The 23,126-nt window shown below is 44.4% G+C and carries 12 protein-coding genes and 1 pseudogene; 6 read left to right on the plus strand and 7 right to left on the minus strand.

Going from position 1 to position 23,126, the window contains the following annotated elements; all coding sequences use genetic code 11:
- The 5 genes and pseudogenes from F6J99_RS20565 to F6J99_RS20585 form a co-directional block, all read right to left on the minus strand.
- The coding region (locus F6J99_RS20565; RefSeq protein WP_293114826.1) for a hemopexin repeat-containing protein at nt 1-11,632 on the minus strand (11,632 nt) is incomplete at its 3' end.
- A 6-nt stretch (nt 11,633-11,638) separates the two neighbouring features.
- The gene (locus F6J99_RS20570; protein ID WP_293061069.1) at nt 11,639-11,806 is read right to left on the minus strand and encodes a hypothetical protein; all 168 of its coding nucleotides are present in this window, start codon (nt 11,804-11,806) and stop codon (nt 11,639-11,641) included.
- A 55-nt stretch (nt 11,807-11,861) separates the two neighbouring features.
- Nucleotides 11,862-12,311, minus strand: coding sequence for a hypothetical protein (locus F6J99_RS20575; RefSeq protein ID WP_293114829.1), 450 nt, complete (start codon nt 12,309-12,311; stop codon nt 11,862-11,864).
- 343 nt (nt 12,312-12,654) lie between these two features.
- Nucleotides 12,655-12,885 (minus strand): annotated as a pseudogene (locus F6J99_RS20580) (RNA-guided endonuclease TnpB family protein); the annotation flags it as partial.
- Between the two features lie 543 nt (nt 12,886-13,428).
- Nucleotides 13,429-14,688 (minus strand): transposase, encoded by a 1,260-nt coding sequence (locus F6J99_RS20585; RefSeq protein ID WP_293114831.1) that lies wholly within the window; start codon nt 14,686-14,688, stop codon nt 13,429-13,431.
- A gap of 801 nt (nt 14,689-15,489) precedes the next feature.
- Here F6J99_RS20585 and F6J99_RS20590 point away from each other — a divergent pair.
- From F6J99_RS20590 to F6J99_RS20605, 4 genes are all read left to right on the plus strand, one after another.
- Nucleotides 15,490-15,735, plus strand: a complete 246-nt coding sequence (locus tag F6J99_RS20590; RefSeq protein ID WP_293114833.1) for a hypothetical protein — start codon at nt 15,490-15,492, stop codon at nt 15,733-15,735.
- Between the two features lie 368 nt (nt 15,736-16,103).
- Nucleotides 16,104-16,898: a lysozyme gene (locus F6J99_RS20595; RefSeq protein ID WP_293114835.1), complete on the plus strand. Its 795-nt coding sequence runs from the start codon at nt 16,104-16,106 to the stop codon at nt 16,896-16,898.
- A gap of 246 nt (nt 16,899-17,144) precedes the next feature.
- Nucleotides 17,145-18,293, plus strand: coding sequence for an iron-containing alcohol dehydrogenase family protein (locus F6J99_RS20600; protein ID WP_293114837.1), 1,149 nt, complete (start codon nt 17,145-17,147; stop codon nt 18,291-18,293).
- 443 nt (nt 18,294-18,736) lie between these two features.
- The gene (locus tag F6J99_RS20605) at nt 18,737-19,948 is read left to right on the plus strand and encodes an aspartate aminotransferase (RefSeq protein ID WP_293114839.1); all 1,212 of its coding nucleotides are present in this window, start codon (nt 18,737-18,739) and stop codon (nt 19,946-19,948) included.
- Between the two features lie 10 nt (nt 19,949-19,958).
- On the opposite strand, the gene F6J99_RS20610 is transcribed toward F6J99_RS20605, so the two are convergent.
- Entirely contained in the window at nt 19,959-20,180 is a 222-nt protein-coding gene (locus F6J99_RS20610; protein WP_293114841.1) for a hypothetical protein, read from the minus strand.
- 116 nt (nt 20,181-20,296) lie between these two features.
- Between F6J99_RS20610 and F6J99_RS20615 the strand changes: the two genes are divergently transcribed.
- Entirely contained in the window at nt 20,297-20,989 is a 693-nt protein-coding gene (locus tag F6J99_RS20615) for a chromophore lyase CpcT/CpeT (RefSeq protein WP_293114843.1), read from the plus strand.
- Nucleotides 20,990-21,015: 26 nt separating this feature from the next.
- Here the strand turns inward: F6J99_RS20615 and F6J99_RS20620 are convergent, their stop codons facing one another.
- On the minus strand, nt 21,016-22,323 hold the full coding sequence (locus F6J99_RS20620; protein ID WP_293114847.1) for a transposase: 1,308 nt from the start codon (nt 22,321-22,323) through the stop codon (nt 21,016-21,018).
- 203 nt (nt 22,324-22,526) lie between these two features.
- On the opposite strand from F6J99_RS20620, the gene F6J99_RS20625 reads away from it, so the two are divergent.
- Entirely contained in the window at nt 22,527-22,739 is a 213-nt protein-coding gene (locus tag F6J99_RS20625) for a hypothetical protein (protein WP_293114845.1), read from the plus strand.
- Nucleotides 22,740-23,126 lie beyond the last annotated feature (387 nt).

Below are 23,126 nucleotides of genomic sequence, written 5' to 3' on the forward strand. Positions count from 1 at the left end.
ATTCCGTGCCGGAGAACAGATAAACATAATTGTTGATTACAAAAGCAGCATCGATATTACTGTTGGTATCGCCATAGGTTTTGGGATATTCATCTTCGATGTAATCAAAAACCGTATCCCATACCCCGTCATTGGCACTACTTTTCAGGGCGTAGCGATAGTATTCGGTACCACTATCGGTGTTAACTATTAGATATAGATAATTGTCAAATAGGTAAGCAGCATCCACTTGCTGTTCGGTTTGCAAGGTCGTACGTGACTCTACACCCCAAACATCAATCGTGGTGTAGGCTTGCTTAGTGGCACTGCTATAGTACAATTGATTGCTATTGTTAAAAAAGTAAGAAACACCATCACCAGGTGAAGTGAAAGCAGCATCAATTTGGCTCCACTGTGGAAAGCTCTCAGTGTTAGTATTCAGCGTTTTGGGGTAGCCCGAGTCAACCGGAACCGAAAAACTACCATCTTCTTCTTGACTAAAGCGCAAGTATTCGTCATTGCGGAACAGGTACAACTTATTTTCAGAACCTAAGCTTTGAGTACCAATAAAGGCAGCATCGACTTTATTGTCCAGCCATACATTGTTAAAGGTGGTGTTCAGATACACCGGCAGGTTAAGATCGCTCAGGTTTCCGGAGTAAGTATCATCGCTGAGCTTGGTAAGAATTTCTGCTGGTAGTAGATTGTTATCGAACAGGTGATAAGTAGTGTGATCGGTGATTATGACAATATAACCACCGGCAGTGGTAAAAGCACCAGTGACGTTAACTCCGGTGTCGTAGAGGGTGGATGTATCCAAATTGCTATCGTTGCCAAAATCTATCACCTGGTAGTTGCTGCCACTTGCATCTTTGCTCCAAGCTTTAGCAATGCTGTTATCTTTGGTAATACCGCTGTGTGTGCTGTAAAAAGCTAGGTAATACGAATTACCATTGGTGTCAGTATAATTGAGACCAGAAGTCCAGTCTTGGTCCTGTTCAGATTCGTCGAAAGGACTAGGCACTAAGTCCTGTAGACTGTTTTGTTCTACTATATAGTTGTTCTCTAAACTCTTAATCCACAGACCATCACCGTCAATCACCATTATTGCGATCGCCTTGTCATTCAGTCGAGCTTCTGGTAACTCGATTGTTTGCTCAGTTACACCTTCTAACATGATATTCAAAACGGTTTGAACATTGGTGTCGGTTTGTTGGGAACTGCTCTCACCTAAGGCGTAAACGGTGTAATTGCCATTGTTGTTATTGCCATTGTTAATCAGGTGTAACTTATCGTTAAAAACGGCGGCAGCACTAAGGCCACTGAATAATCCCGTCTCGCCTTCGGGTAGACCAAAAGTGGTACGAATTGATGTTGTACTGTTGGTGTCGCTGCGGTATACAAGACCCAAATCATTATTAAACCAGAAGTTTACACCGTTCTCATTGGTAAAAGCGGCATCAATACTACTCCAGCCATCTGGCATGTCAGTTGCTTCATAGGTGCTCGTCACCAAGGTGCTAAAAGAACCGGTATATTCGTAAATATCCCCATCTAGCCTTAGATAAATTTGATTGTCAATGACATAGGCCGAATCAACATGACCAGTGATTTGCATATTGGTTGGGCTATCAACTATACCCCAGCGGCTGTTGATGGCTGCTTGTTCTGAGACGGTACCATCCGCTGAGACTTTGACGTAGGTCTGATCTGATAGGAAATAGTAAATATCCCCCCCATCATACACCTGTACTGCAGCCGTTATAGTTGTATCCCCTTCTAATGAGATGTTGGAATTGGAAAGACTTGGAAGGTCACTTACCCCAGTAGTCAGTTCCGTATCACTGTCGAGGGAGATTGCATCTGGTTTCACCAAAAAGCCACAACCCTTGTGGTTATAAGCAAACCAGGGACCATCCATGGAGTTGCTACTGTTGTTCAACATCACTACGTTATCTTGTTCGATATTACCCTCCTCGAACAACTCTTTGAACAATTCCTGTCCCTGGTCTTCAAACATTAGGGGATCGGCTTCCTGGGAGTAAAGTTCGCGGGTCAGGTTAAATGCCTTGTAATGGGGACCACTTTCTTTCTCATATATTTGTCTTCCCAAGCTCTCTAAGGATAAAGTTTGATTTAGATAGAAGCGCACGCTGATGTAGATGTTTTCGTAATCGTCATGCTCCGTCTCGTTTTGGCTTAACTTGGTGGAGTTCTCGACAAACAAACCCACCTTAGAGATATGGGTAGTGCTCTTCAGCCCAAGTATGTAGAAGGGATGGGAAGCATCAAAATCATCGAATTCTTCTAATTCACTTTCTTCAAAGGTAGTTTGGAGTAGTTGGGGTTGCGTCCAGCGCTTATTGAGATTGTAGAAGGAGTAGTAGACCTTCACTTCTTGGTGAGTGTTGCCCGACGAGGATAGCGTTTGTTCAGTGTCATTTTCGTCTTCGGTGGTGATGGTGGCTGAGGACGGGTCTTCCAAATTTTCCTCCAATACCGCCCAAAATACAAATACGCGGTTAAAGGCAAACACTGGCTCTACGCGGGTAGCCTCAATCTTGATGTCTAGTTCTTCCCAGGGTTCCCAGATGGCAGCAGCGCTATCACCCCCAACAAAGGTAGCAAAGCGATAAAAATAACGCATCGGGTCAGTGCGGGTGTGACCAAAAAGTACCAGTTTTTGATCGCCGGTTTCCGAACTGCTATCGTCATATACATAACCCCCAGCTATTTTTAGTTGAGAGACCTCCGTAAAACTGTCGAGATACTCTAAGTAAGCTTCTTCGATGCTGGTTTCAGTAAGTTGACCTTGTGATAAGCTTGCCTCAAGTGCTTTGAAACCAGAAGTTTTCATATCGCTATCGCGCAGTTCTGGACGAATGTAGTTTTCTGGGTATAAGAAAACCTTGCGGTTCGCCTCCCATACGCGATAATTACGTAGCCATTCCCAGCGTTCTTTCAGGGCCAAACGGGTAGCTTCCTGGTCGCTTGTGTTGAGGTCAATATCTTCCAAATTGAGAAAATAGCGATGCAAATACAATTGGATAGCAGCCGTCGCTTCCTTGATACGGGAAGTTTCGGCACTGCTATCCATCTGAATATCAATCAGTAGCTTTTGATAAAGCTGGCGGGTAGTAGTAACATCACTGTCCTTGGCAATTACATAGGGCACCAGGGCATCACGCTTGATGGTATTTAACTCATTAGTAATTTGCGTAACCAGGGTTTCGTAATTGTTATCACAGTCAACCCCCACCAGTAGATCATAGGCACCAGTCGCAGCAGCACTGTAATCTGTAGTGCTGTTATAAAGATTAAGCCAAACATCGTTATACAATTCCGATACATCCACCCGCAAGCGTTGGGTGGTGGCAAGGATATCGTACAAGCGTAGTACAAGTTCCAGATCAAAATATTCTTCGATCGCATTCACTTGTTCTGCTAGGAAGGCATTACGCTGTTTGACCCAGCGCACTTCTTCTTTCTCAAACCCAAAGATTGCGGCGAAGTGCATGTAGGGTTCTTTCACTTCTCCTTTAGCACCACTGACCAATTCTGTCAAGGTGAGTTCGCCACCCATAAAGCGTTGTCCTAAGTCTTTAAAGCGGCTAATGGTATGTACATCGCTCAACAAGTAGTCGGACCATTCGCCCCACCGGTAAGCCAATAGTTGCACTGGCTTCTGTTCGTATTGGTCAGTGAGGTCTAGATTGTAGGTAACAAAATTGTCTTCGGTATGGAAGTAGATCTGATCTTCAAATTTAAACACCGTGCCAACACCAGCATCAGTAGTGAGGATACTACTATCGAGTTGGGGCCATATTTCTTCGATTTTGCGTGGGTATTCCTCATCTACGTAGCGCGGTTCATCATAGCGGTTGAGGTCAAATAGTTCGGCGGTATCGCTGTAGCGCACAAACTGCTCATCCTTGAATACATGCAGAGCACCGTGCTCGTCTACGTAAGCCCCATCTATAGTGGAGTCGCCGCTGGTGAAGGCATTATCGAGCAGTCCCCAGATGTCATTAATATTACCTTCGGTACTGGTGCTATTTGTGCCATTGTTGGTCACGTTAAGGTATTTCTGCTCGTTAAATAACACCAAGCCGAGCTCGTTGTGGTAGAAGGCTGCGTCAATCCCGTTGCGATAGTCTTCGTCCAAACTGTTAATACCCAGCTCTGCAGCCAGACTTTCGGCAATAATTTTCGGGTAGCCTTCATCAATATAACGATAGCGATCGCCAGTGTAGCGAATATATTGTTCCCCTGAGAACAAATACGTTTTTTCATTTTCAGTGTCAACGAAAGCGGCATCGATATAACCACCTAGGGTAAAGTAATTTTCGATGTGACCAATACCGTCAATTTCGTATGCCACATATCTGTTGGGGCTACCGGTAAACAAGGTGTCACTAGTAAAGAAATACAGACAACGCCCATTATCAAGCAAACCGTTAAAGAAATCAAAAGAAGTGGTGCTAGTGCTATATCTTTCCTCTAATGCATCCAGATGCTGTTGGAACTCCTTACTCATAAATTCAAAGGCGGGTTCGCTGCGTAGATAAGTGGCAATTTCTTTTGGGTAGGCCTCATCCACGTAACGGTAGTCGGGACCGGAATAGCGTACATAGGAATTCCCGGCAAACAGGTAAGTCACACCATCCCCACTAACCCAGGCAGCACTGACACCGCTGCTGAGAATATTGTTCTGTAAGCCCCAATGGTCTTTGATGTAGTAAACGTTGCTCCAGCCATTGGTGCTGTAGCTCACGTAACACTGCTGGTTGAAGAAATAAGCCGTACCGTTTGCACCAATAAAACCGGATTTGAGGTCTTGGAAATCGGTTTTGTTAAAGGGAATACCGCTGTATATCAACTCCAGGGGCTGCGGGTAGCTCCAGTTTTCCGTATTAAGGTTAAAGCTGATAAATTTCTGGTCGCTGATAAAGATTAGATTGTCATCTTGGACAAAAATCGTATCGATGGTATCAAAACCTTCTCTTTGATGCTCCTCGGGGATATTCCACATACTGTAATCGCCTTGACGGGGATATCCAGGATCTGGACGCTCGTAGCTATCTTTACTGTAACGTAGGTAGTGGAAAGTACCATCAGCTTTGGGTCGTTCAAACAGGTAGGTTTCTTCCTTCCAAACATACGCCAAGGCAACATTGTCTAGATCACGCCACTTATCACGGATGCGTCGGGGTGGGTAGGTTACCGTCTGCTCTATGTAGGTTTGGGAGTCGTATTGTACAAACCACTCACCGGAGAATACATAGGTCACCCCATCACGACCAACAAAGGCGGCATCAATAGTTTCTTGGTCATAAATCGGGTTGCGTGAACGCCCCCACACATTTTCGATCGCAAAACTGCGCTCTAGTTCAACATCGTAGTATTGGTCCCCACCAAAAACATAACTTTTGCCATCAGTACCATGTAAGATAGCATCAATCGGTACGGTAAGCTTACCATCAGCTTTTTCGGCAGTACGTGGCGTTGCCTCGGTTGGCGTGAGTGTAGTAGCTTCCAGGTGATTGAATTTTTGCCAGGTGTTATTGCTGCTACTGAGCACATAGCTCACACCTTTCTCCTGAGTTACAGCCTGAATATTGGCAAAATTGCTATCCGTGTACTGTTTGTAGTTATCTTCATCACCAATGACCACATGGAAGCTATTGCCTTTAAACAGGTAGACCTGGCGTTGGTCGGCAAAGGCAGCATCTATTCCCTTTGGGAAGGAAGCATGCAAGCCCTTAAAAGGTAATTTTCTGTGACGCTGCTTACCATTGCTGTAATCCCTATGCTCATTGCCGAAGCCAATTTGTAAACCCCGGAAACGTGGTTCCTCATGGAGGCGGTTAATCGAGCGCGGGTAACCGGGTTCAACAGCACTGTAATCATCCCCCTGATAGCGGAATATCTGGTCACCGGAGAACAGGTAGGTATGCATAGCTGTCATATCCACCAACTGACCGTTATCGTCTTGTTCCTCCCACCGGGATTCTACCACCAGTGCAGCATCAACTTTGCCCGTTTTATCAATATTGTTACGTACTTTACCCCAGAACTTTTTAGTTGGGCGTGGATAGCCATAGTCCAAATGACGGAGTTCGGGGTCAGAAAAGCGCAGGTACTTGTAGTTATTGGAATTGGAATAATCGTAGAACAGGTAGGTTTTGCCGTCAATGCCTGTAAAACCAGCATGAATGTTGCCAATAGTAATAGTACGATTCAACTGCTCGGAAAGAATTTTTGGTTCCGACCACCAGCGATTGGCGTAGTCGTGTTCCACATATTCGTTTCCGTAAAATAAGTAGACTTTACCATCTGGACCATTCATAACCGCATCGATCTGAAAGTCGCTAGCACCTCCCGTGATGCTTTCAGGCAAACTCCAAAATTCGTCGTCCACTGTGGCCGGAAAGACTTCGATCTCATCAACATCCGGGCGGTTGGCGAGCACCGTTTCAATTACGCGAGCATTGGGGTCTTCTTCATCTACCTCTAGGTAATCATCCTCATCTTTGCGTAGGGTAGAATAGCGGACATAAATGTTTGTATTCTCGTTATTTTCACCAAATAAGTAAGTTTTATTACCTAGAACAAACGCACCTGTAACCTTGGTCAAACCCTCCCAGTCTTCACTGATATTGCGCGGAAAGCCATCGTCCACCTGGGAATAGTCGCTGCCAGAATACCGGACATACTGCTCACCGGAGAAAATATAGGTGTAACCGTCCAAACCGACAAAAGCCGCATCAACCATACCTACGGTGGCGATTTGGTTGGTAACTATCCCCCACTTGCTGCGCGTTTCTTGTACACTGGTGGTATTCTCGGCGTTGGGGTCGATACTGACAAATTCGTCATCACGGAATAGATAAGTTTTTCCATCTTGACCGTACAATGCCGCATCGATGCCTAAAACAAATTCATCCGGTAGGGAAGTAAATTCCTGGTGTATGGGTTTCGGGTAGCCTTCTTCGGGCTGCAAGTTGGCTAGTTCTATGCTACCTTGGTATTTGACCACTTTTTCATCCAAGAAAAATAGGTAGTTACCTTCAAGGTCAACCATGGTAGCATCAATGTGATCGGTTTGACCAAAATTGTATTCGCGGTGTCCCCATTTCTCTGCCACTGGCCGCACGGTACCATCTTCTGAAGAGATATAGCGATCGCCTAAAAATGCGTAGCAATAGTTGTCCAAACCATCGAACATAGGTCCTAAATCGCGCTTCCAACCTGGCGGTAGTTGAATCGGTTGGTTCTCATCATTCCAGTCTTCGGCAATGGATTTGGGATAGCCCCAATCTACTATGAGCTGTTGTCCGTTCTGCTGCTGGTTGATATCTGAATACCGCACGTATTTGTCATTGGCGAACAAGAACAGTTGTCCTTCGGAATCAACATAAGCCGCGTCGATCATTTCCAGGTTGTCAAAGTCGTTATCAACTTGACCAAACTGGTTACTGCGTTTGTCCCAAACATCAGTATGAGCGTATTTCACGTAGTGCGAATTCTCACTGACCACTACCCAGGTACCGTAGCGATCGATAAAGGCTGCGTCTACCAGGTTCAGTTGTTCTTTGTCAAATAACTGGCAGATGGGGTCTTCTTTCAGGCGTTTTTGTAGTTCTTCATCTTCCTTTTGCAGGTCGATCAGGTCATCATCTTCATCTATACCAGCAACCACATCTTTTTTGTCGATTAGCGTGTAATCTTGGGCCAAGTAGATCCAATAGTAATCGTTTTTAAATAAGTAAATAAACTCCTCACTTTCCAAAATTGCATCTACCGAGGTAATATCATCCGGTAGAATCATGTCTTCTGGGAATTTTGCTACCAGATCCTGATCCTCAAGTAAAATTGCAATCTCGTTAATATCGAGCTGTTCCTTATTAATCAGCAAGGCTAACTGACGAATACGCTTCACGGCTTGGGTGTAATGCATATCGTCGGGAATTTCATCCAAGCTACCCAAGGCATTAGCGTTTTCCAGCAACGGTTGTAACCAAGGGAAATGTAGGTTATTGTCGGTTTTAAACACCGCCTTGGACACAGCTTTTACCGCTGACCTTTCGATACCCAACACACTTTCCAACTGTTCGAGAATGCCACTCTCCTGGGCATCGCTGTATTCTTTCATTGCCTTGTCAACGGCTTTGACAGTAGCATCAATGGCTTTGGCAATATCGTACAATTGGAAGAAAATTTCTTTATCGTAATCCTCAAATCCAGGTATGCTGAAGGTTGCTGCATTTTCTGGTACCAGGAAGAAAGGTAACCAATCTGCCTTCAACAATCCGTTGTAATCTAGTACGTCGATTTCCTCTAGAACCTCTTTGAGACCGCGAATTTCCTCTGCTATAAAATTGAGGTCGGCCAGGTTTTCATCTTTCAGACGATAATTTTCAGCGTAGTTTATGATACCAGCAATATGGTCGAAAATAATTGTAGTTTGACTGACATCAAAATATGGTCGCAGACTAAAGCGATCGCGGTTGCTCTCCTCCTTGAAGAAAGCACTTGCGCCCGGTTGCAAAACCTTACCATCCAGGTAACTATCTTGTAGGTCTTCGTATACCCAGCGCGATACAGCGGTAGCAGCAATTTTACCTAATTCGACTCGATCTATCTTTAACCAGGTGTCCTTGTCAGCAGCGATCGCATCTTTTAAGGCTTTTAATATCTCTTTGCGATGGGGATAAAACTGTAGCGCTAGTGCCATAGTCCTTGGGTTTTCACCGACTATACGCATTTTATCCCTGACGAACATATGTTCATCAATGTAGCGATTCATCTTGAGGTTCTCGATCAAGTCTTGCAACGCCACTGGTTTCAAGTCAAGCTCGGCAAAAATCTGCTCGCTGATTTTCACCTTGCTAGCTTTGAATTTACTCAGTTGTCGCTTAAGCAGGTGGTATACCGGATGAGTCAATTCCCCAAGTTCTGTAGTCAAGTCAAAGCTGCTAGCACCACTAAGGTCGCTAAACATTGACACATCCTGGGCATAACCTTCCGAGTCAATGTAGCCCCTGTAAATTAGATTATCGTATAGTTCTCGGGCTTCGATTTCGGTAAGACCCAGTTCTTTTAAGTCCGATTTAAACACCTGCACTTCGATGGTGTCGGTTTCTTCTATCCTTGCATCAACGGCTTCCTGGTAAATTTCATAAAATTTGTCAAATACCTTCTGATTAAGATCGCTGAAATCAAACTCAATCTCAAACTCTGCTATCGGTGGTAACTGGTGTTCGATTAAGTTTTCAGTTAAGATTTTTCCACTACCATCAATTATTTTGTGATTAACAAGGTTATTGAAAATTTTCTCAATCAGCTTGTTCTCAAGTTGTAAATCAATAAATTCATAGTCACTGATAGTCGCCAGTTGTTGGATAAAGTCTTGAGTGAGTTCCTGTATTTCACGGCGTTTATAGGGGAACAGGAGGTGCTTATGTTCCTTCGGTGCCATGTGCTTACGGAACCGTGAAGACTTGCGGCATCGCTTGGGTTTATATTCATGTTTATCCCCATAGTGTTCTTTGATTAAGCTGAAAGCAAAGTGAGAAGCACGCTCATCCCCAAGAACCTCTTTTAAAGTATTTGGGCGAATTTCCCCAGCTTTAAAACTTTGTAACAAATTATTATAAAGGGCGAGGTCCTGCTCCTTCTGCTGTACTTCCTCCTTGTCAGTCATCGGTGCGCCATTGACAATTTTCCACAGCATTTCTGGCGAATAACCGAATTCCTTCATCCACTTGGTCAGGACAACCAGGGATTCAAATAACCAAAGCTGGTCGTTGATGATGGAGGTAGAACCTTTAACTACGATACCTGAAGCAATGTCGTCGAAATCTGTTTCGACCCATTGGGTGTCACCAGTAAAGGTTTTGGTTTTACCTTGGAAGTTTGCATGCTGGTACAGAGTCACTGTCCAGCCTTTTGGTACCTTCAACGAACTTATGGTATCGTTACCGACTCCGTCGTATAGTTCCGAAATGTTATACTCACCAGGAACAAACTCCTGACTTGTCCCTCCATAGTTTTGATTCTGGTACACAATCACACGGTCGCTTTGGCTGTATACCCCTGACCCCGCCATAAAGATTTCAAAGCACTTGTGGGTAATTGGTGCGCTATAAACAAAGTAAGTATGGGGGTCAAAACGGTTAATAAAGGGGTCTTGTTCCAGCAGATCAAAGAGGGTGAACAGTTCGAGAAAATGAACATCCAGCCCATCGCACAAGGCGCGAATGCGGTAGAGTACATTTAGTAATTGCCATTCGTTTTCGGTGTCTTCCCACAAACTGCTATCGGCAACCTCTTCATACTCTAGACGATTTGTAATATTAATTAGATCCGTATCAGTAAAACCCAAACTATGGCGCAGACGTTTGCGATAATCATCATTTTCATCGCTGAACAAGTCTGGGTAATATTCGATTTGGGTGTAGGTGTGATATGTGGTGTCTGTATACTGTTCGGGTACGTCGCCCATTACATCGCTGATGTGCAGGTATTTTTCATTTACCGATACACAGGGCAGGTTGAAAATACGGTTGAACTGGTCCTGTGGTAGATCTTCGTTGGTTCTGCCGGTAAAGTCAATCTCACTAACCACGGCGACCACTTTATCAATCGCTTGCGACCGGGTCTTGTGCAGATAAACAACCTGGGCAATAATCACCAGAGTATTTTCATTCAGTGTGGGAGTACCATCAACTTTGCAGCAATGGCGCAGAATATGATCCAAATCAGTAAAACTCAGACCCGTTTTCTGAGCTAACCGTACAAAACGGCTGGTGCGTTCAAACCACTCCATAGGCACAGTACTGATATCACTTTGAGTATCAGTTTCCGAGTCATAGTCATACCACACTAGCTCAGTCTCTTCGGTATTCAGAGTGACATAGCCAGAAGAACTGCTAATACCCGTATTAATGTAAAAATTATGACGACCCGCTTCAACATCGGAATGGTTTGACGGTTCAATGTAGAGATTCTGGTACAGTAATTGCAGCATCTCTTGGGCTGTCAAATCCGTAGTCTCCATAAAGGTGGCTACAGTAGACATATCGCTGATAAAACTGTCGCCTGTATAGCCATAGGCACTTTTGACTGCATCCTGATACTCTTCAATACTCACCGTTTCCGGTTCTAATAGGGCTTCCAACTCTTCTAGGGATAGACCCAGATATTCCCGCGCCACAGTGTAGTAGTCAGTATCAGTGGCAAACAAGCGACGCAATTCATGGGCAGAAATACCCAGGTGATGCAGGTGATTTTTGATTTTTTCATTATCCAGTGAGAACGGCATGTTGAAGGGATAGACCGCACTTTCCAGTGTCGTATAAGCATCATCCTCACCACTGATTTCACGCACTCGCCGTTCCAGTACTTCGTTGACAATATCGAGGTAGGGAATTAGGGTATTAGTATTTTCTGCGTCAAGATCGATATCTTTGATGTCACTCCGCCGCGTATCAAAATCAACACTATCATCATCAAACTCATCATCTAGCATTTGCAGCAAGTCAGTTAAATAAGCTGCAGGGGAATACACGGAGCGGGCATCATCACCTTCTTTAAAGTCAATGTTACCGAACAAATCGGCATAATTGGGAATATTGTTTTGCATGCTCATGACAGTTTACAACCTATACGTGTAAATATATTGGTTATTGGAGTAGCAATACTTGTATATAGCAAGTCTTATACCCATGAGGTACAAATCTCTGGTTTTTAGGGAGCAGGGAGCAGGGAGCAGTAAAGAGGGAAGAGGGAAGAGGGAAGAGGTAAAAAATAATGTGTACCTCATAGCTACGAGAAACGCTATAAAGTATTAGCAGTGTTAATAGGAGTCGATCTTTGGATCAAAGACGAGACACGGCGCGGGCATGTGGCTGTGCTTGCTCTACGCGAGCTATATATTGCAGCGTGACGATTTTGTGTACAGCAATGGCACGCTTAAGCACATTTTTGCCAAGTTCGGGATCGCTTTGGAAGAACTTGAGAAAAGCTTTTTTGGGTGTGTTGACAATCTGTACCGAAGATTGAAAGCCCCCCTCAAGCAAAATCATGGCAACATCTTCTCTACCCTTAGGTACAATCCGCAGCATGCGCTGATAGGCTTTGAGTAGATTTAATACCCTGGTTTTTTCATCTTCATCTTTAAACTTGATCCATTTATATTTTTTGAGATTAGGAGTGTGAAGCAAATCCGCTTTGCGAAAGTCTACCTCTGAGTTCTTTTGTAGGAAAATTTTAAGTTTTTTTAAATCCGCAGTCAACAAATTACTAGATTCTTTTAATGATTGATTCATGGGACTTACTTACTTACTTATGTGTGAGAAAATAGGGTTTCACGTTTGTATTGTGAGTGAGTGTCACTAAAGGTGATTGATTTTTGATCAGGGGATAACTTCCACCCTGATTGCTTATATTCAACCGTTCGCGCAGCGTCGGCTTTGCAGAATCTACAGCGTTTCTGAAAACGAGGATAGCCTTTCTTTCCAGGTACCTTTTTCTGGCAGTTTTCAAAGAAGCGAGAAATTGATGACCGGAGATGAAACCTTAGAAGAGTGGAGCCTTTATAGGCGATAGGCTATGCATAAAAGGGTTAAAACTCATGAAATAAGGCTCCACTCTTCTTACGGTAACTTCTAACCATGCCCTTTCAGCAGCAGCTTGTCGAGCAGTATAGTTGAGTTCATTAGCAAAAAAAAACTCCTTGGCTAATACCTTAGAGTACTTACTAATATCGTATTTTCCTGTTCCCTTGTTATCCATCCATAAACGGAGACAGCTATTGCGAATAAATTTAACCTTCCGAATAGCCTCGTCTATGGCTTTATATTGGGCGGCTTTACCGTATGCTTTGAACTCTAGAATGGTCATCATAACTCGACCTCTTCTGTTGTGCTTTTATATTGACGCACTTAGCGGAATCTGTCAAGTTGCCATTTAATCTTTTTTTTTTACGGCGACTAAAAAAGTCGCTACCTGGCTTTCATCCTACTAGAATAGTGCAGCCTTACAACAAAACCTGTCACATGCAAATGCATAGCCTACCAACTTCCTTTGGCTGTACTATTCTTGCGGTAACTTCTGACCCGGTTTAAAAACGCGGGGCTTCTCGCGGACTAGCTAAGTTAAGGAACTAAAATTTGCTAAAAAGCTTATATCGCAGGACTTTTATGAATTATAAATTTTTCCTGAACAAGTATTTGAGCATTTCTTCTTAAGTAGTCGGACATAAATAAACGGTAGTGTCTCAAAAACTGTAAAATCATTCTAACCTTTACCCCAAAAGGTTTTGGATCTATTTACAAAACTTTATACAGCACCGAAAACTTTTGTCCGACTACTTAGTGCCATTCGGTCACAAACCCCATTCAATTCGATCGAGCCTCAGACTTCAGTGACTACTCCTACATCAAATCAAAGATTATGATGTAGGCTTCTCAAACTCACGAATGAGACTTGCTGTTCCTCAATATCCTGTATTGATTTACCACAGCCATTCAGCGGCAATCCAACCGCCATTAATGCACGATTCAAAATATTGATACCACTGTTCCAGTCACGATCAATCTTGACCCCACAACTGGAACAGTTATGAACTCTATCAGCTAGATTTTTCTCAACTAATGCCCCACAGTTGAAGCACTCAATACTTGTTCCCCGTGGGTTAACTTCCTGGACTAACAAACCGCGTTTGACCGCCACTGCTTGTAATATCTCCAGAAACGACCCCCACCCTGCGTCATGTATTGATTTCGCTAATCTAGTCCGCGCAAGTCCCTTGATATTTAAATCTTCAAACCCAATCAGGTCATACTTACTACATAGCCAATGGGCGACTTGATAGTGAAATTCCTTGCGGCAACGGGTTAAATGAAGGTGCAATAGAGCTACTTTCTGTTTAGCTTTCTGCCAGTTTTTAGAACCCTTTACACGGCGTGACATTACCCGTTGGGCACTTGCTAACCTGTTAGTAGCCTTTCTGTAGAACTGCGGAATCCCAACGGCTTCACCATCTGATGTGGTCAGAAACTTCTCTAAGCCGACATCAATCCCAACAGCAGATTTAACCGATTCTACAGGAATAAACTCAGGGACAGTATCATCCTTCATTGAGATGCAACAGTACCAGCCGTCCGCTTTTTTAACGATAGTGCATTGCTTCAGAGTGAAACCGGGCGGTAGAGGTCGGTGCATCACCACAGATATTTCACCAATCCGACTCAGCTTAAGCACTCCATGTTTGATATGCGCCCCTGCTCTGGAATTGTTAACCCGTGGGAATATAAACGACCGCAATTGACCTTGTTTCTTAAACCGAGGTCGTCCTCCGCGTTTTCCGGTCACATCTGGTTTTCTCCATCGTTCCCATGCAATGTTCAGCCGTTGTAAGTTGACTTGTTGAGTTTCGGCGTAAATCAGCTTGTACTCAGGGAATAGCTTTTTAGTTTCCTTTAGTGCTGATTGCTGGGTGTAATAGTTAACGGGTTCTGGGACTTCGCCAATCGCTTCCCTCACAATACTGCATCTATCAATAGGACAACGAGTCCTGTTGAGCCAATCAAGTCTTTGACCGAGAGCATAGTTCCAGTGACGACGCAACAATTCCAGCCATCTCTCCATGATGGCTATCTGTTCGTCATTAGGCTTGATTCGATAGCAGTAAGTTAACAGCATAATGTTATTGTACTACTCGCGTTCGCGTTCGCGCAGCGTCGGCTCTGCCGAAAGCGTGGCCACAGGCCAATCGCGAAGCGTGGCCGTAGGCCAATCGCATAAGCGCGGAAGCTGAGGCCTTTCGGCCACGCTTTGCGAACGCTTCCGGAGCGAAGCGTGGCCGTAGGCCAATCGCGCAGCGTGACCTGCATGTCAATCTGTTGAGAACCGTTAAACCCCGTCGTGCAATTCCCCTCCCGTTAAATCACGCGATTATAACGGGAGACCCCTTGCCCGTTTAGTTGGGCATGGGGCATGCCTTCTGCCTTTGTTCATGAGCCAACTTTGATCCTACAAATCAATTTTTGCCAGCGACCAATTCATGTCATGCATAATAGCAGGGTAATCCCTTTTTTTATGTATTAAAAATTACAGTCAAAAAGTCAACAATAGTATCAAAAATCTATAATTAACCTGTTTATAGCAATTCTACGACTTGTGAGGTACAAATATCTGAGGTGCGACCCGTGGCTAATTAAATTCGCCACGGGTCGCATCTCTGCATCGCTTGAGTTGATTGAAGTCGGCTAATTCGTCAGATTTTAATGACTAAATTTGGGGATTTTTTGGAAAATTTTGAGCTATTTCCCTATCCCCCTATCCCCATATCACCCTATCTCCTTTTATCGTTAACTTACTAAAGTTTGAAACAGCCCTACCCCTTATTAAGGGGGATAATGGGGGTTCAAGTTGTACCTTATGGGATATAGAATTGCTATAAACGGAGTCAACTGCTGGGATTTTTTTCCTGATGTACGACCCGTGAGGAATTTAATTTTTCATGGGGAAAGCGCACCTTGGCGAATATTGTCTATTAAAATCTGGTTTTTCGCTTCTTTTTACCAATTACCAATTGACTATTACGGCGGTTTGCATAACTATCAGGTACACATTGTTTCTCCTCTTCCCACTTCCGACTTCCGACTTCCCTGCTCCCTGCTCCCTGCTCCCTGCTCCCTGCTCCCTGCTCCCTGCTCCCTACAAACCCAAAACTTTGTACCTAACTGAAGTGCAAACCGCTGTAACGTTTATCCATTACATATTAGAGCTGATTCGTAATGTAAATCTTAAGAAGCCTGAAAGCCTTGCTATGATTGTCTTTTGGTTATTAAATAGTTCAATTGTTCTATTTAAGCGCAAGCCTTATTCTACAAGGATTACAGCGAGTTTACGAATCAGCTCTTAAAAAATTAGGAATATAATAATTAGTAGAGCAGATTTTATGGCGTTGCTGATTCTGGGTATGGTTTCGCCCCCCTCGCTTGGGGGATTTAGGGGGCTTTAACAAAACCATCTGATCGCGCATTCATTCCTTAATTCAGCAACGCCGATTTTATCGCCAATAACGTTACATTTATTTTATAAGTTATATAACTATGTCAGCTATAACGATTAAAGACATCAAACTCGATAGCCTTTCTGTGGAAGAACGCTATGCACTTGACATTCTAGTAAACCTGCCAGGGCCTCAGGTTAGTAAACTCCAAGAATTAATGGAATTGGAGGTAGAAGACGTTATTAGCCCTATAATTATACAAAATTTTATTGAACTGTGTCAAGAATGCGGCTTGGACTTATCTGAGGCAGGAGTAAATAAGTTTAAAGATGCTAACAAACTCGGTAATACTGGAGCCGTAAAAGGAATTATTGGTCCTCAAACGGCTCAGTTTTACTTTGATGCTATCATCAAGAAAGTAACACCAGAGTTGCCACCAGGTACCGATAGAAACATTAACCAAGCTGGTTTAGATCTGGTTAAAGAGTTTGAAGGAATCCATAAAAGGTGCCCCGATGGCCGAGTAGAAGCTTATATCGATCCGGTGGGAATTCCTACTATTGGATGGGGTCATACGGCTGGTGTTAGGATAGGAGATATCATCACTGTTGAGCAAGCGGAGAAATTGCTCAGACAAGATTTAGAAAGTTCTGAATCTACGGTGAGTAATCTTGTCAAAGTATCACTGACTGATAATGAATTCTCTGCTCTAGTTAGCTTTGTGTTCAATATAGGACCAACAGCGTTTAGGCGCTCGACATTGTTACGTAAGTTGAATCAGGGTAATGATCAAGGGGCTGCCAATGAGTTTCTTCGTTGGAACAAGGGTGGTGGTCGAGTCCTATTAGGCTTAAGCAAACGCAGAGAAGCAGAGCGTAAATTGTTTCTTAGTTAAGTAAAACTGTTCGCGTAGCGTGGCCTTTTGGCCAAGGTTGCAGGTTAAAAGGTTGAAAGGTTGAAAGGTTGAAAGGTTGAAAGGTTGAAAGGTTAAAGGTTGTCATCCAAGGCTACACCTAATACCTAAACCCTAATACCTAACCCCTAACCCCTGTAAGTTGGGCAAAATGTATAATAAGAAACCTATCACCCAGTAAGGTAATTACTCACCTTAGCAAATCAAAAGTTTATTTGGGCTACAGCCATGACCAAACAAGCACCTACTTCCTTGCTTTCCCTAAACGTGGCACCGACTCAAGTACTGCGTTGTCCGTTGGAAGAATCAGGAAATGCGATCGCACGGTTGGGAAATCGTCCTTTGATTGTAGGAGGCCAGCATACTCTGGCTACCCTAGCCTCATCACTGGAATCGGTTTTGGAACAGCATCAACTCAGGTATGAATGCGCATCCTACAGTCCTGATTGCAGTGAGAAGTCTTTAGGTAAACTCTCAGAAGCCGTTACTGCTCATCAATCTGACTTAATTATTGGGATTGGCGGTGGTAAGGCGTTGGATATTGCTAAAATCCTAGCGCACCAGTGCCAGTTACCTGTAGTTACTGTACCCACCTCTGCTGCTACCTGTGCCGCTTGGACAGCTCTATCTAATATCTATTCTGACCAGGGGGCTTTCCTGTATGATGTTGGACTTGACCGTTGCCCAGATTTATTGGTACTCGATTACAGCTTGATTCAGACAGCGCCCCAACGTACCCTAGTTGCCGGGATTGGTGATGCCTTAGCGAAGTGGTACGAAGCTTCGGTTAGTAGTGGTAGCGCTACAGATACTCTAATTATTGCCGCTGTCCAACAGGCAAGGGTATTGCGAGATATTTTGTTCCAAAAGTCGGTTGATGCTCTAACCCAACCTGGTAGTGAGGTTTGGCGGGAAGTTGTCGATGCAACAGTTTTACTGGCTGGTGTGATTGGGGGCTTGGGTGGAGCTCGATGTCGTACTGTTGCTGCCCATGCTATACATAATGGTTTAACTCATATCCCAGCAGCCCACGATTCTTTACATGGTGAAAAGGTGGCTTATGGCATTTTGGTGCAGCTGCGTTTGGAAGAAATGCTTCAGGGAAACCAACTAGCTGCATCAGCACGGCAACAGTTGCTGAAGTTTTATGGTGAGCTTGGTTTGCCCCAAACTCTCCAAGACCTGGGATTGGGGTCGATTACCTTGGCTCAGTTACAGAAAGCAGCTGAGATTGCCTGTGGGGAAAATTCTGATATTCATCGGCTACCGTTTAAGGTGCTTCCAGAACAGCTGATGGCAGCAATGGTTTCTACTAGGGTCTTAGTTGAGGGGAGTCGTCAGCAGTTAAGTTTGACAACCTCAACGGTTGAAGGTTGAACGCGCACGCGTGGCCATTCGCGTAGCGTGGCCAATAGGCCAAGCCCAAGGTTGTCTGTCAGAATGAAGAATGAAGAATGAAGAATGTAGAATTAAAAATCATACATTCTACAATGTTGTTCGCTCCGTATTCGGTGTAGTGTAGGTTCCACGTTGTCAGGTTGCCGGTTGCCGGTTGTTCGCCCCGTATTTGGTGTAGGGTAGGTTGTCTGTCAGAATGCAGAATTAATTCTTAATTCTTAATTCTTAATTCTTAATTCTTAATTCAAAAATGTTGAAGGTTGCAGGTTGCAGATTTTGAGCTCAAACCTGATACCCTTTAATATTACTAGCATTTTCACCTTATACTGGCTCTCAACTCCTTCCCGTAGCGTGGCCTTTTGGCCAAAGTCAAAAATTATAGGTCTTGACCTTCAACCGGCTAACTTCTAAACCTGACACTGATGATGGTAGATTTGATTACCCCAGCACAACGACTAAGCGCACTCCCTCCCTATGTATTTGCTCGTTTAGATGAATTAAAAGCAAGAGCCCGTGAGCAAGGGCTGGATTTGATTGACTTGGGGATGGGTAATCCTGATGGTTCAGCACCCCAGCCGGTGATCGAAGCAGCGATCGCTGCCTTAAAAAATCCCGCTAACCACGGTTATCCTCCCTTTGAGGGGACTGCTAGTTTCCGTCGGGCAATTACGAATTGGTATCACCGCCGCTATGATGTGGAGCTAGACCCGGACAGTGAAGCTTTACCTCTGTTAGGGTCTAAGGAAGGACTAGCTCACCTAGCCTTGGCCTATGTGAATCCAGGAGATTTGATTTTAGTACCTTCTCCTGCTTATCCGGTCCACTTCCGGGGTCCGTTGATTGCTGGGGGGGAAATTCACAGCTTGGTTTTGAAACCGGAAAATGATTGGCTGATTGATTTAGGGGCGATTCCGGATCAGGTTGCCCAACGAGCTAAGATACTCTATTTTAACTATCCCAGTAATCCGACCACCGCTACCGCCCCAAGGGAGTTTTTTGAAGAAATTGTTGCGTTTGCCCGTCGGTACTCAATTCTGCTGGTACATGACTTATGTTATGCCGAATTAGCATTTGATGGCTATCAGCCTACTAGTTTGCTGGAAATTCCTGGCGCTAAGGATATTGGTGTCGAATTCCATACCCTATCGAAAACTTATAATATGGCTGGCTGGCGCGTTGGCTTTGTAGTGGGGAATAGCCGCATTATTCAAGGGTTGCGTACTTTAAAAACTAATCTGGACTATGGCATCTTTGCTGCCTTACAAAGGGCTGCTGAAGCTGCCTTGCAACTGTCAGATGTTTACCTTCAAGATGTCCAAAACCGTTACCGCCGCCGCCGAGATTTCATGATTGAGGGTTTGGCCGAGTTGGGTTGGCAGATTCCTAAGTCCAAGGCAACCATGTATCTGTGGGTTCCTTGCCCTGTTGGGGTAGGTTCAACGGATTTTGCCCTGGATGTTTTGCAGCAAACTGGAGTAGTCCTCACCCCAGGAAATGCTTTTGGCATCGGGGGTGAAGGGTATGTGCGGATGAGCTTGATTGCGGAATGCGATCGCTTGGGTGAAGCCCTCAATCGGTTGAAACAAGCTAATATCCGCTACCAAGCCGAAACAATGGTAAAGGTTGAAGGTTGAAGGGTGAAGGTTAAAGGTTGTTCGCGTAGCGTGGCCTTTTGGCCAAGGTTAAAGGTTGTTCGCGTAGCGTGGCCTTTTGGCCAAGGTTAAAGGTTGTTCGCGTAGCGTGGCCTTTTGGCCAAGGTTGTAAGTAGGTGCAGGTTGTAAGTAAGTGCAGGTAAGTGAACTCAACAACTGTTGGGGCAATTAGATCAAATCTGCTGACTCTCTCCCCATCTCCCCATCTCCCCATCTCCCCATCAATGTTTACAATATTACTTTACACTCCTGCCAATCTTCGTCACCCCTTCAGGTAATATACTTGAACACCAATTTTTATAAAGAGTCTGCTGGGGTGTGAACGTAATCGTGAAGAACAATAGCCTTGGGACAGGGGTAGCGATTGGCCTTTGGCCACGCTACGCGATCGCTTTTTTGTGGATGGCAACAAGTACCGGTAATGCTGTTGCTGAATTAGTCATGATTGAGCAACAGGTTAAAGAGGTTGTGTCTCATCTAGTTGGGGTAATGGATACCTCGGCGCAAGCTAGAGCTAACCCAGATTCTCCTGATGTCCGCATGACCACCTGTACTGTCAACCTAGAGACTGTTGATGCTGGACTCAACCCTCCTAGATCTGTATTTCTGTATCAGGAACAAGCGCTTTCCAAACGCCTTAACTCTCCTTACCGACAGCGATTTTTGCGTATAGCTGTCAGTGAGAATGGCGAGAGTGTCGAATCTAGAGGGTTTAAGCCTCAAAACCCAAAAACTTTGATTGGTTTGTGCAATCAATCTGATGGGGAGCGAGTGATACCCTCAAATAACTTAGGTAAAGCGGTGTGCAGTGTATTTTTGAAGCCAGTCGGTGAGAACTACATCGGCCAGACACCAGAGGATGGTTGTCCAACTAACTACAGAGGAGCAGTTAGCATCACCAATACCATTATACTCCACAAAGAAGGTATGGATACCTTAGATCGGGGTTTTGATGCTGCTGGCAATTTGCTATGGGGCGCGAAAGATTCACCCTACCAGTTTCGTTGGGTGAAACCGCAGTAGAGCCTGGTGACTACTCCCACATCAAATCAAAGATTATGATGTGGGCTTCTCAATCTCACGAATGAAACTTGCTGTTCCTCGGCGGAGCCGTTCCCGTAGCGTGGCCTACGGCCTCCGCTTGCGCGAACAATATCCTGTACCGATTTACCACAGCCATTAAGCGGTAGTCCAACCGCCATTAATGCACGATTCAAAATATTAATACCACTGTTCCAGTCGCGGTCAATTTTAACTTCACAACTGGAACAATAGTGAACGCGCTCGCTCAAACTTTTTTCAACCCTAGAACCACACTTGAAGCACTCAATACTTGTCCCCCGTGGATTAACTTTCTGAACTAACAAACCGCGTTTTACCGCCACTGCTTGTAAGATTTCCAGAAATGACCCCCAAGCTGCATCATGTATTGATTTCGCTAACTTAGTTCGAGCAAGTCCTTTGATGTTTAAATCTTCATGAGCAATCAGGTCGTAATTACTGCATAACCAATGGGCAACTTGATAATGAAATTCTTTTCGGCAACGAGTTAAATGAAGATGTAATAAAGCCACTTTATTTTTAGCTTTTTCCCAGTTTTTAGAACCCTTAACACGACGGGACATTACTTGTTGAGCTTTGGCCAACTTGTCTTGAGCCTTGCGATAAAACTGAGGAATAGGGACAGCTTCACCGTCTGACGTGGTTAAAAATTTTTCTAAGCCAACGTCAATACCGACAGCAGATCTAACCGAATTCACGGGGAGCAGATCCGGTACGGTATCATCTTTCATTGAAATGCAACAATACCAACCATCAGCTTTTTTGATGATGGTACATTGCTTGAGGATGAAACCATCAGGTATTGGTCTATGCATGACCACAGGTATTTCACCAATACGACTGAGCTTTAACATGCCATTTTTTAGATGTGCCCCCGCACGGGGGCTGTTCACACGTGGGAACACAAATGACCTTAATTGACCTGGTTTTTTGAACCGAGGTCTTCCCCCGCGTAACCCATGCTTTACCGGCTTCCGCCATCTATCCCATGCTTTTTTGAGTCGTTGTAGGTTAACTTGCTGAGTTTCTGCGTAGATTTGTTTGTACTCAGGGAATAGCTGTTTGGTTTCTTTGAGGGCTGCTTGCTGAGTGTAGTAGTTGACCGCTTCTGGAATAACACCTATCGGCTCACTAATCAAACTACATCTATCAATCGGTGAGCGAGTCCGATTGAGCCAATCAAGCCGTTGTCCTAGAGCATAGTTCCAGTGACGACGCAACAATTCAAGCCACCTTTCCATGATCGCTATCTGTTCGGGACTTGGTTTGATTTTGTAGCAGTACGTTAATATCACAATCCTATTATACCACTTACGTTCGCGTAGCGTGGCCAAAGGCCAATCGCGCAGCGTGACCTGCATGTCAATCTGTTGAGAACTTCCAGACGCTGTCGGGCAATTCCCCTCCCGTTAAATCGGAGATTATAACGGGAGACCCCTTGCCCGTTTAGTTGGTCAATTGCCTGATATCAAATTCGGTGGAATAACCATACTTCCTGGTGACCAGAGCAGGGGGAGCACGGGAACAGGGGAGCAGGGGAGCACTCACCTATCAGCTATCAGCTATCAGCTATCAGCCATTAGCCTTGGCCATTAGCGAATGGCCACGCTACGGGAACAGTTTATGGGCTACACCCACGCTACTTGAGGTGGTTTTGAATAAAATAAGCACCTCAAGTAGCGTGAGCCAAAAGCTGACGGCTGACTGCTGACTGCTGAATGCTTATGGGGCGAGACAGAGCCGAATTTCACCATTGGTTCTTTTGCACAAATGATTTAGGATGTCTATCGTTTATAAAAATTCATCAAAACTATAACGTTAGGTTTACCTAAATTTTATAAAACAATCTATTAACGCAATTCAAAATCATTCCACCAGTGTAGCACCAAAAAGTTATGCCACACTGGCAACCTTGTGAGCATTTAATGAGCCACTATACTAAGCAGTTCATCTCATTTAACTATCAGTAAAAACATGTCAACAATGGCGATCGCTTCACCTTAACCAGCAAATCCATGGTTGGTAAACAGGAAATCAGTTCAGTTACCTACGAACCCCTAGCGGACGAAGTGCCTGCGGGAGCCACCATCCTATTAGA

The sequence above is a fragment of the Moorena sp. SIO4G3 genome (assembly GCF_010692305.1).
In the GTDB taxonomy this organism is placed as follows: Bacteria; Cyanobacteriota; Cyanobacteriia; order Cyanobacteriales; family Coleofasciculaceae; genus Moorena; species Moorena producens_A.

Bases quoted from the DNA above. Each gene is read 5' to 3' on its own strand.
- F6J99_RS20605 (WP_293114839.1), top strand. From the start codon at position 18,737: ATGATGGTAGATTTGATTACCCCAGCACAACGACTAAGCGCACTCCCT.
- F6J99_RS20610 (WP_293114841.1), bottom strand. From the start codon at position 20,180: ATGGGGAGATGGGGAGATGGGGAGAGAGTCAGCAGATTTGATCTAATT.
- F6J99_RS20600 (WP_293114837.1), top strand. From the start codon at position 17,145: ATGACCAAACAAGCACCTACTTCCTTGCTTTCCCTAAACGTGGCACCG.
- F6J99_RS20595 (WP_293114835.1), top strand. From the start codon at position 16,104: ATGTCAGCTATAACGATTAAAGACATCAAACTCGATAGCCTTTCTGTG.
- F6J99_RS20585 (WP_293114831.1), bottom strand. From the start codon at position 14,688: ATGCTGTTAACTTACTGCTATCGAATCAAGCCTAATGACGAACAGATA.
- F6J99_RS20570 (WP_293061069.1), bottom strand. From the start codon at position 11,806: ATGAGGTACACATTATTTTTTACCTCTTCCCTCTTCCCTCTTCCCTCT.
- F6J99_RS20575 (WP_293114829.1), bottom strand. From the start codon at position 12,311: ATGAATCAATCATTAAAAGAATCTAGTAATTTGTTGACTGCGGATTTA.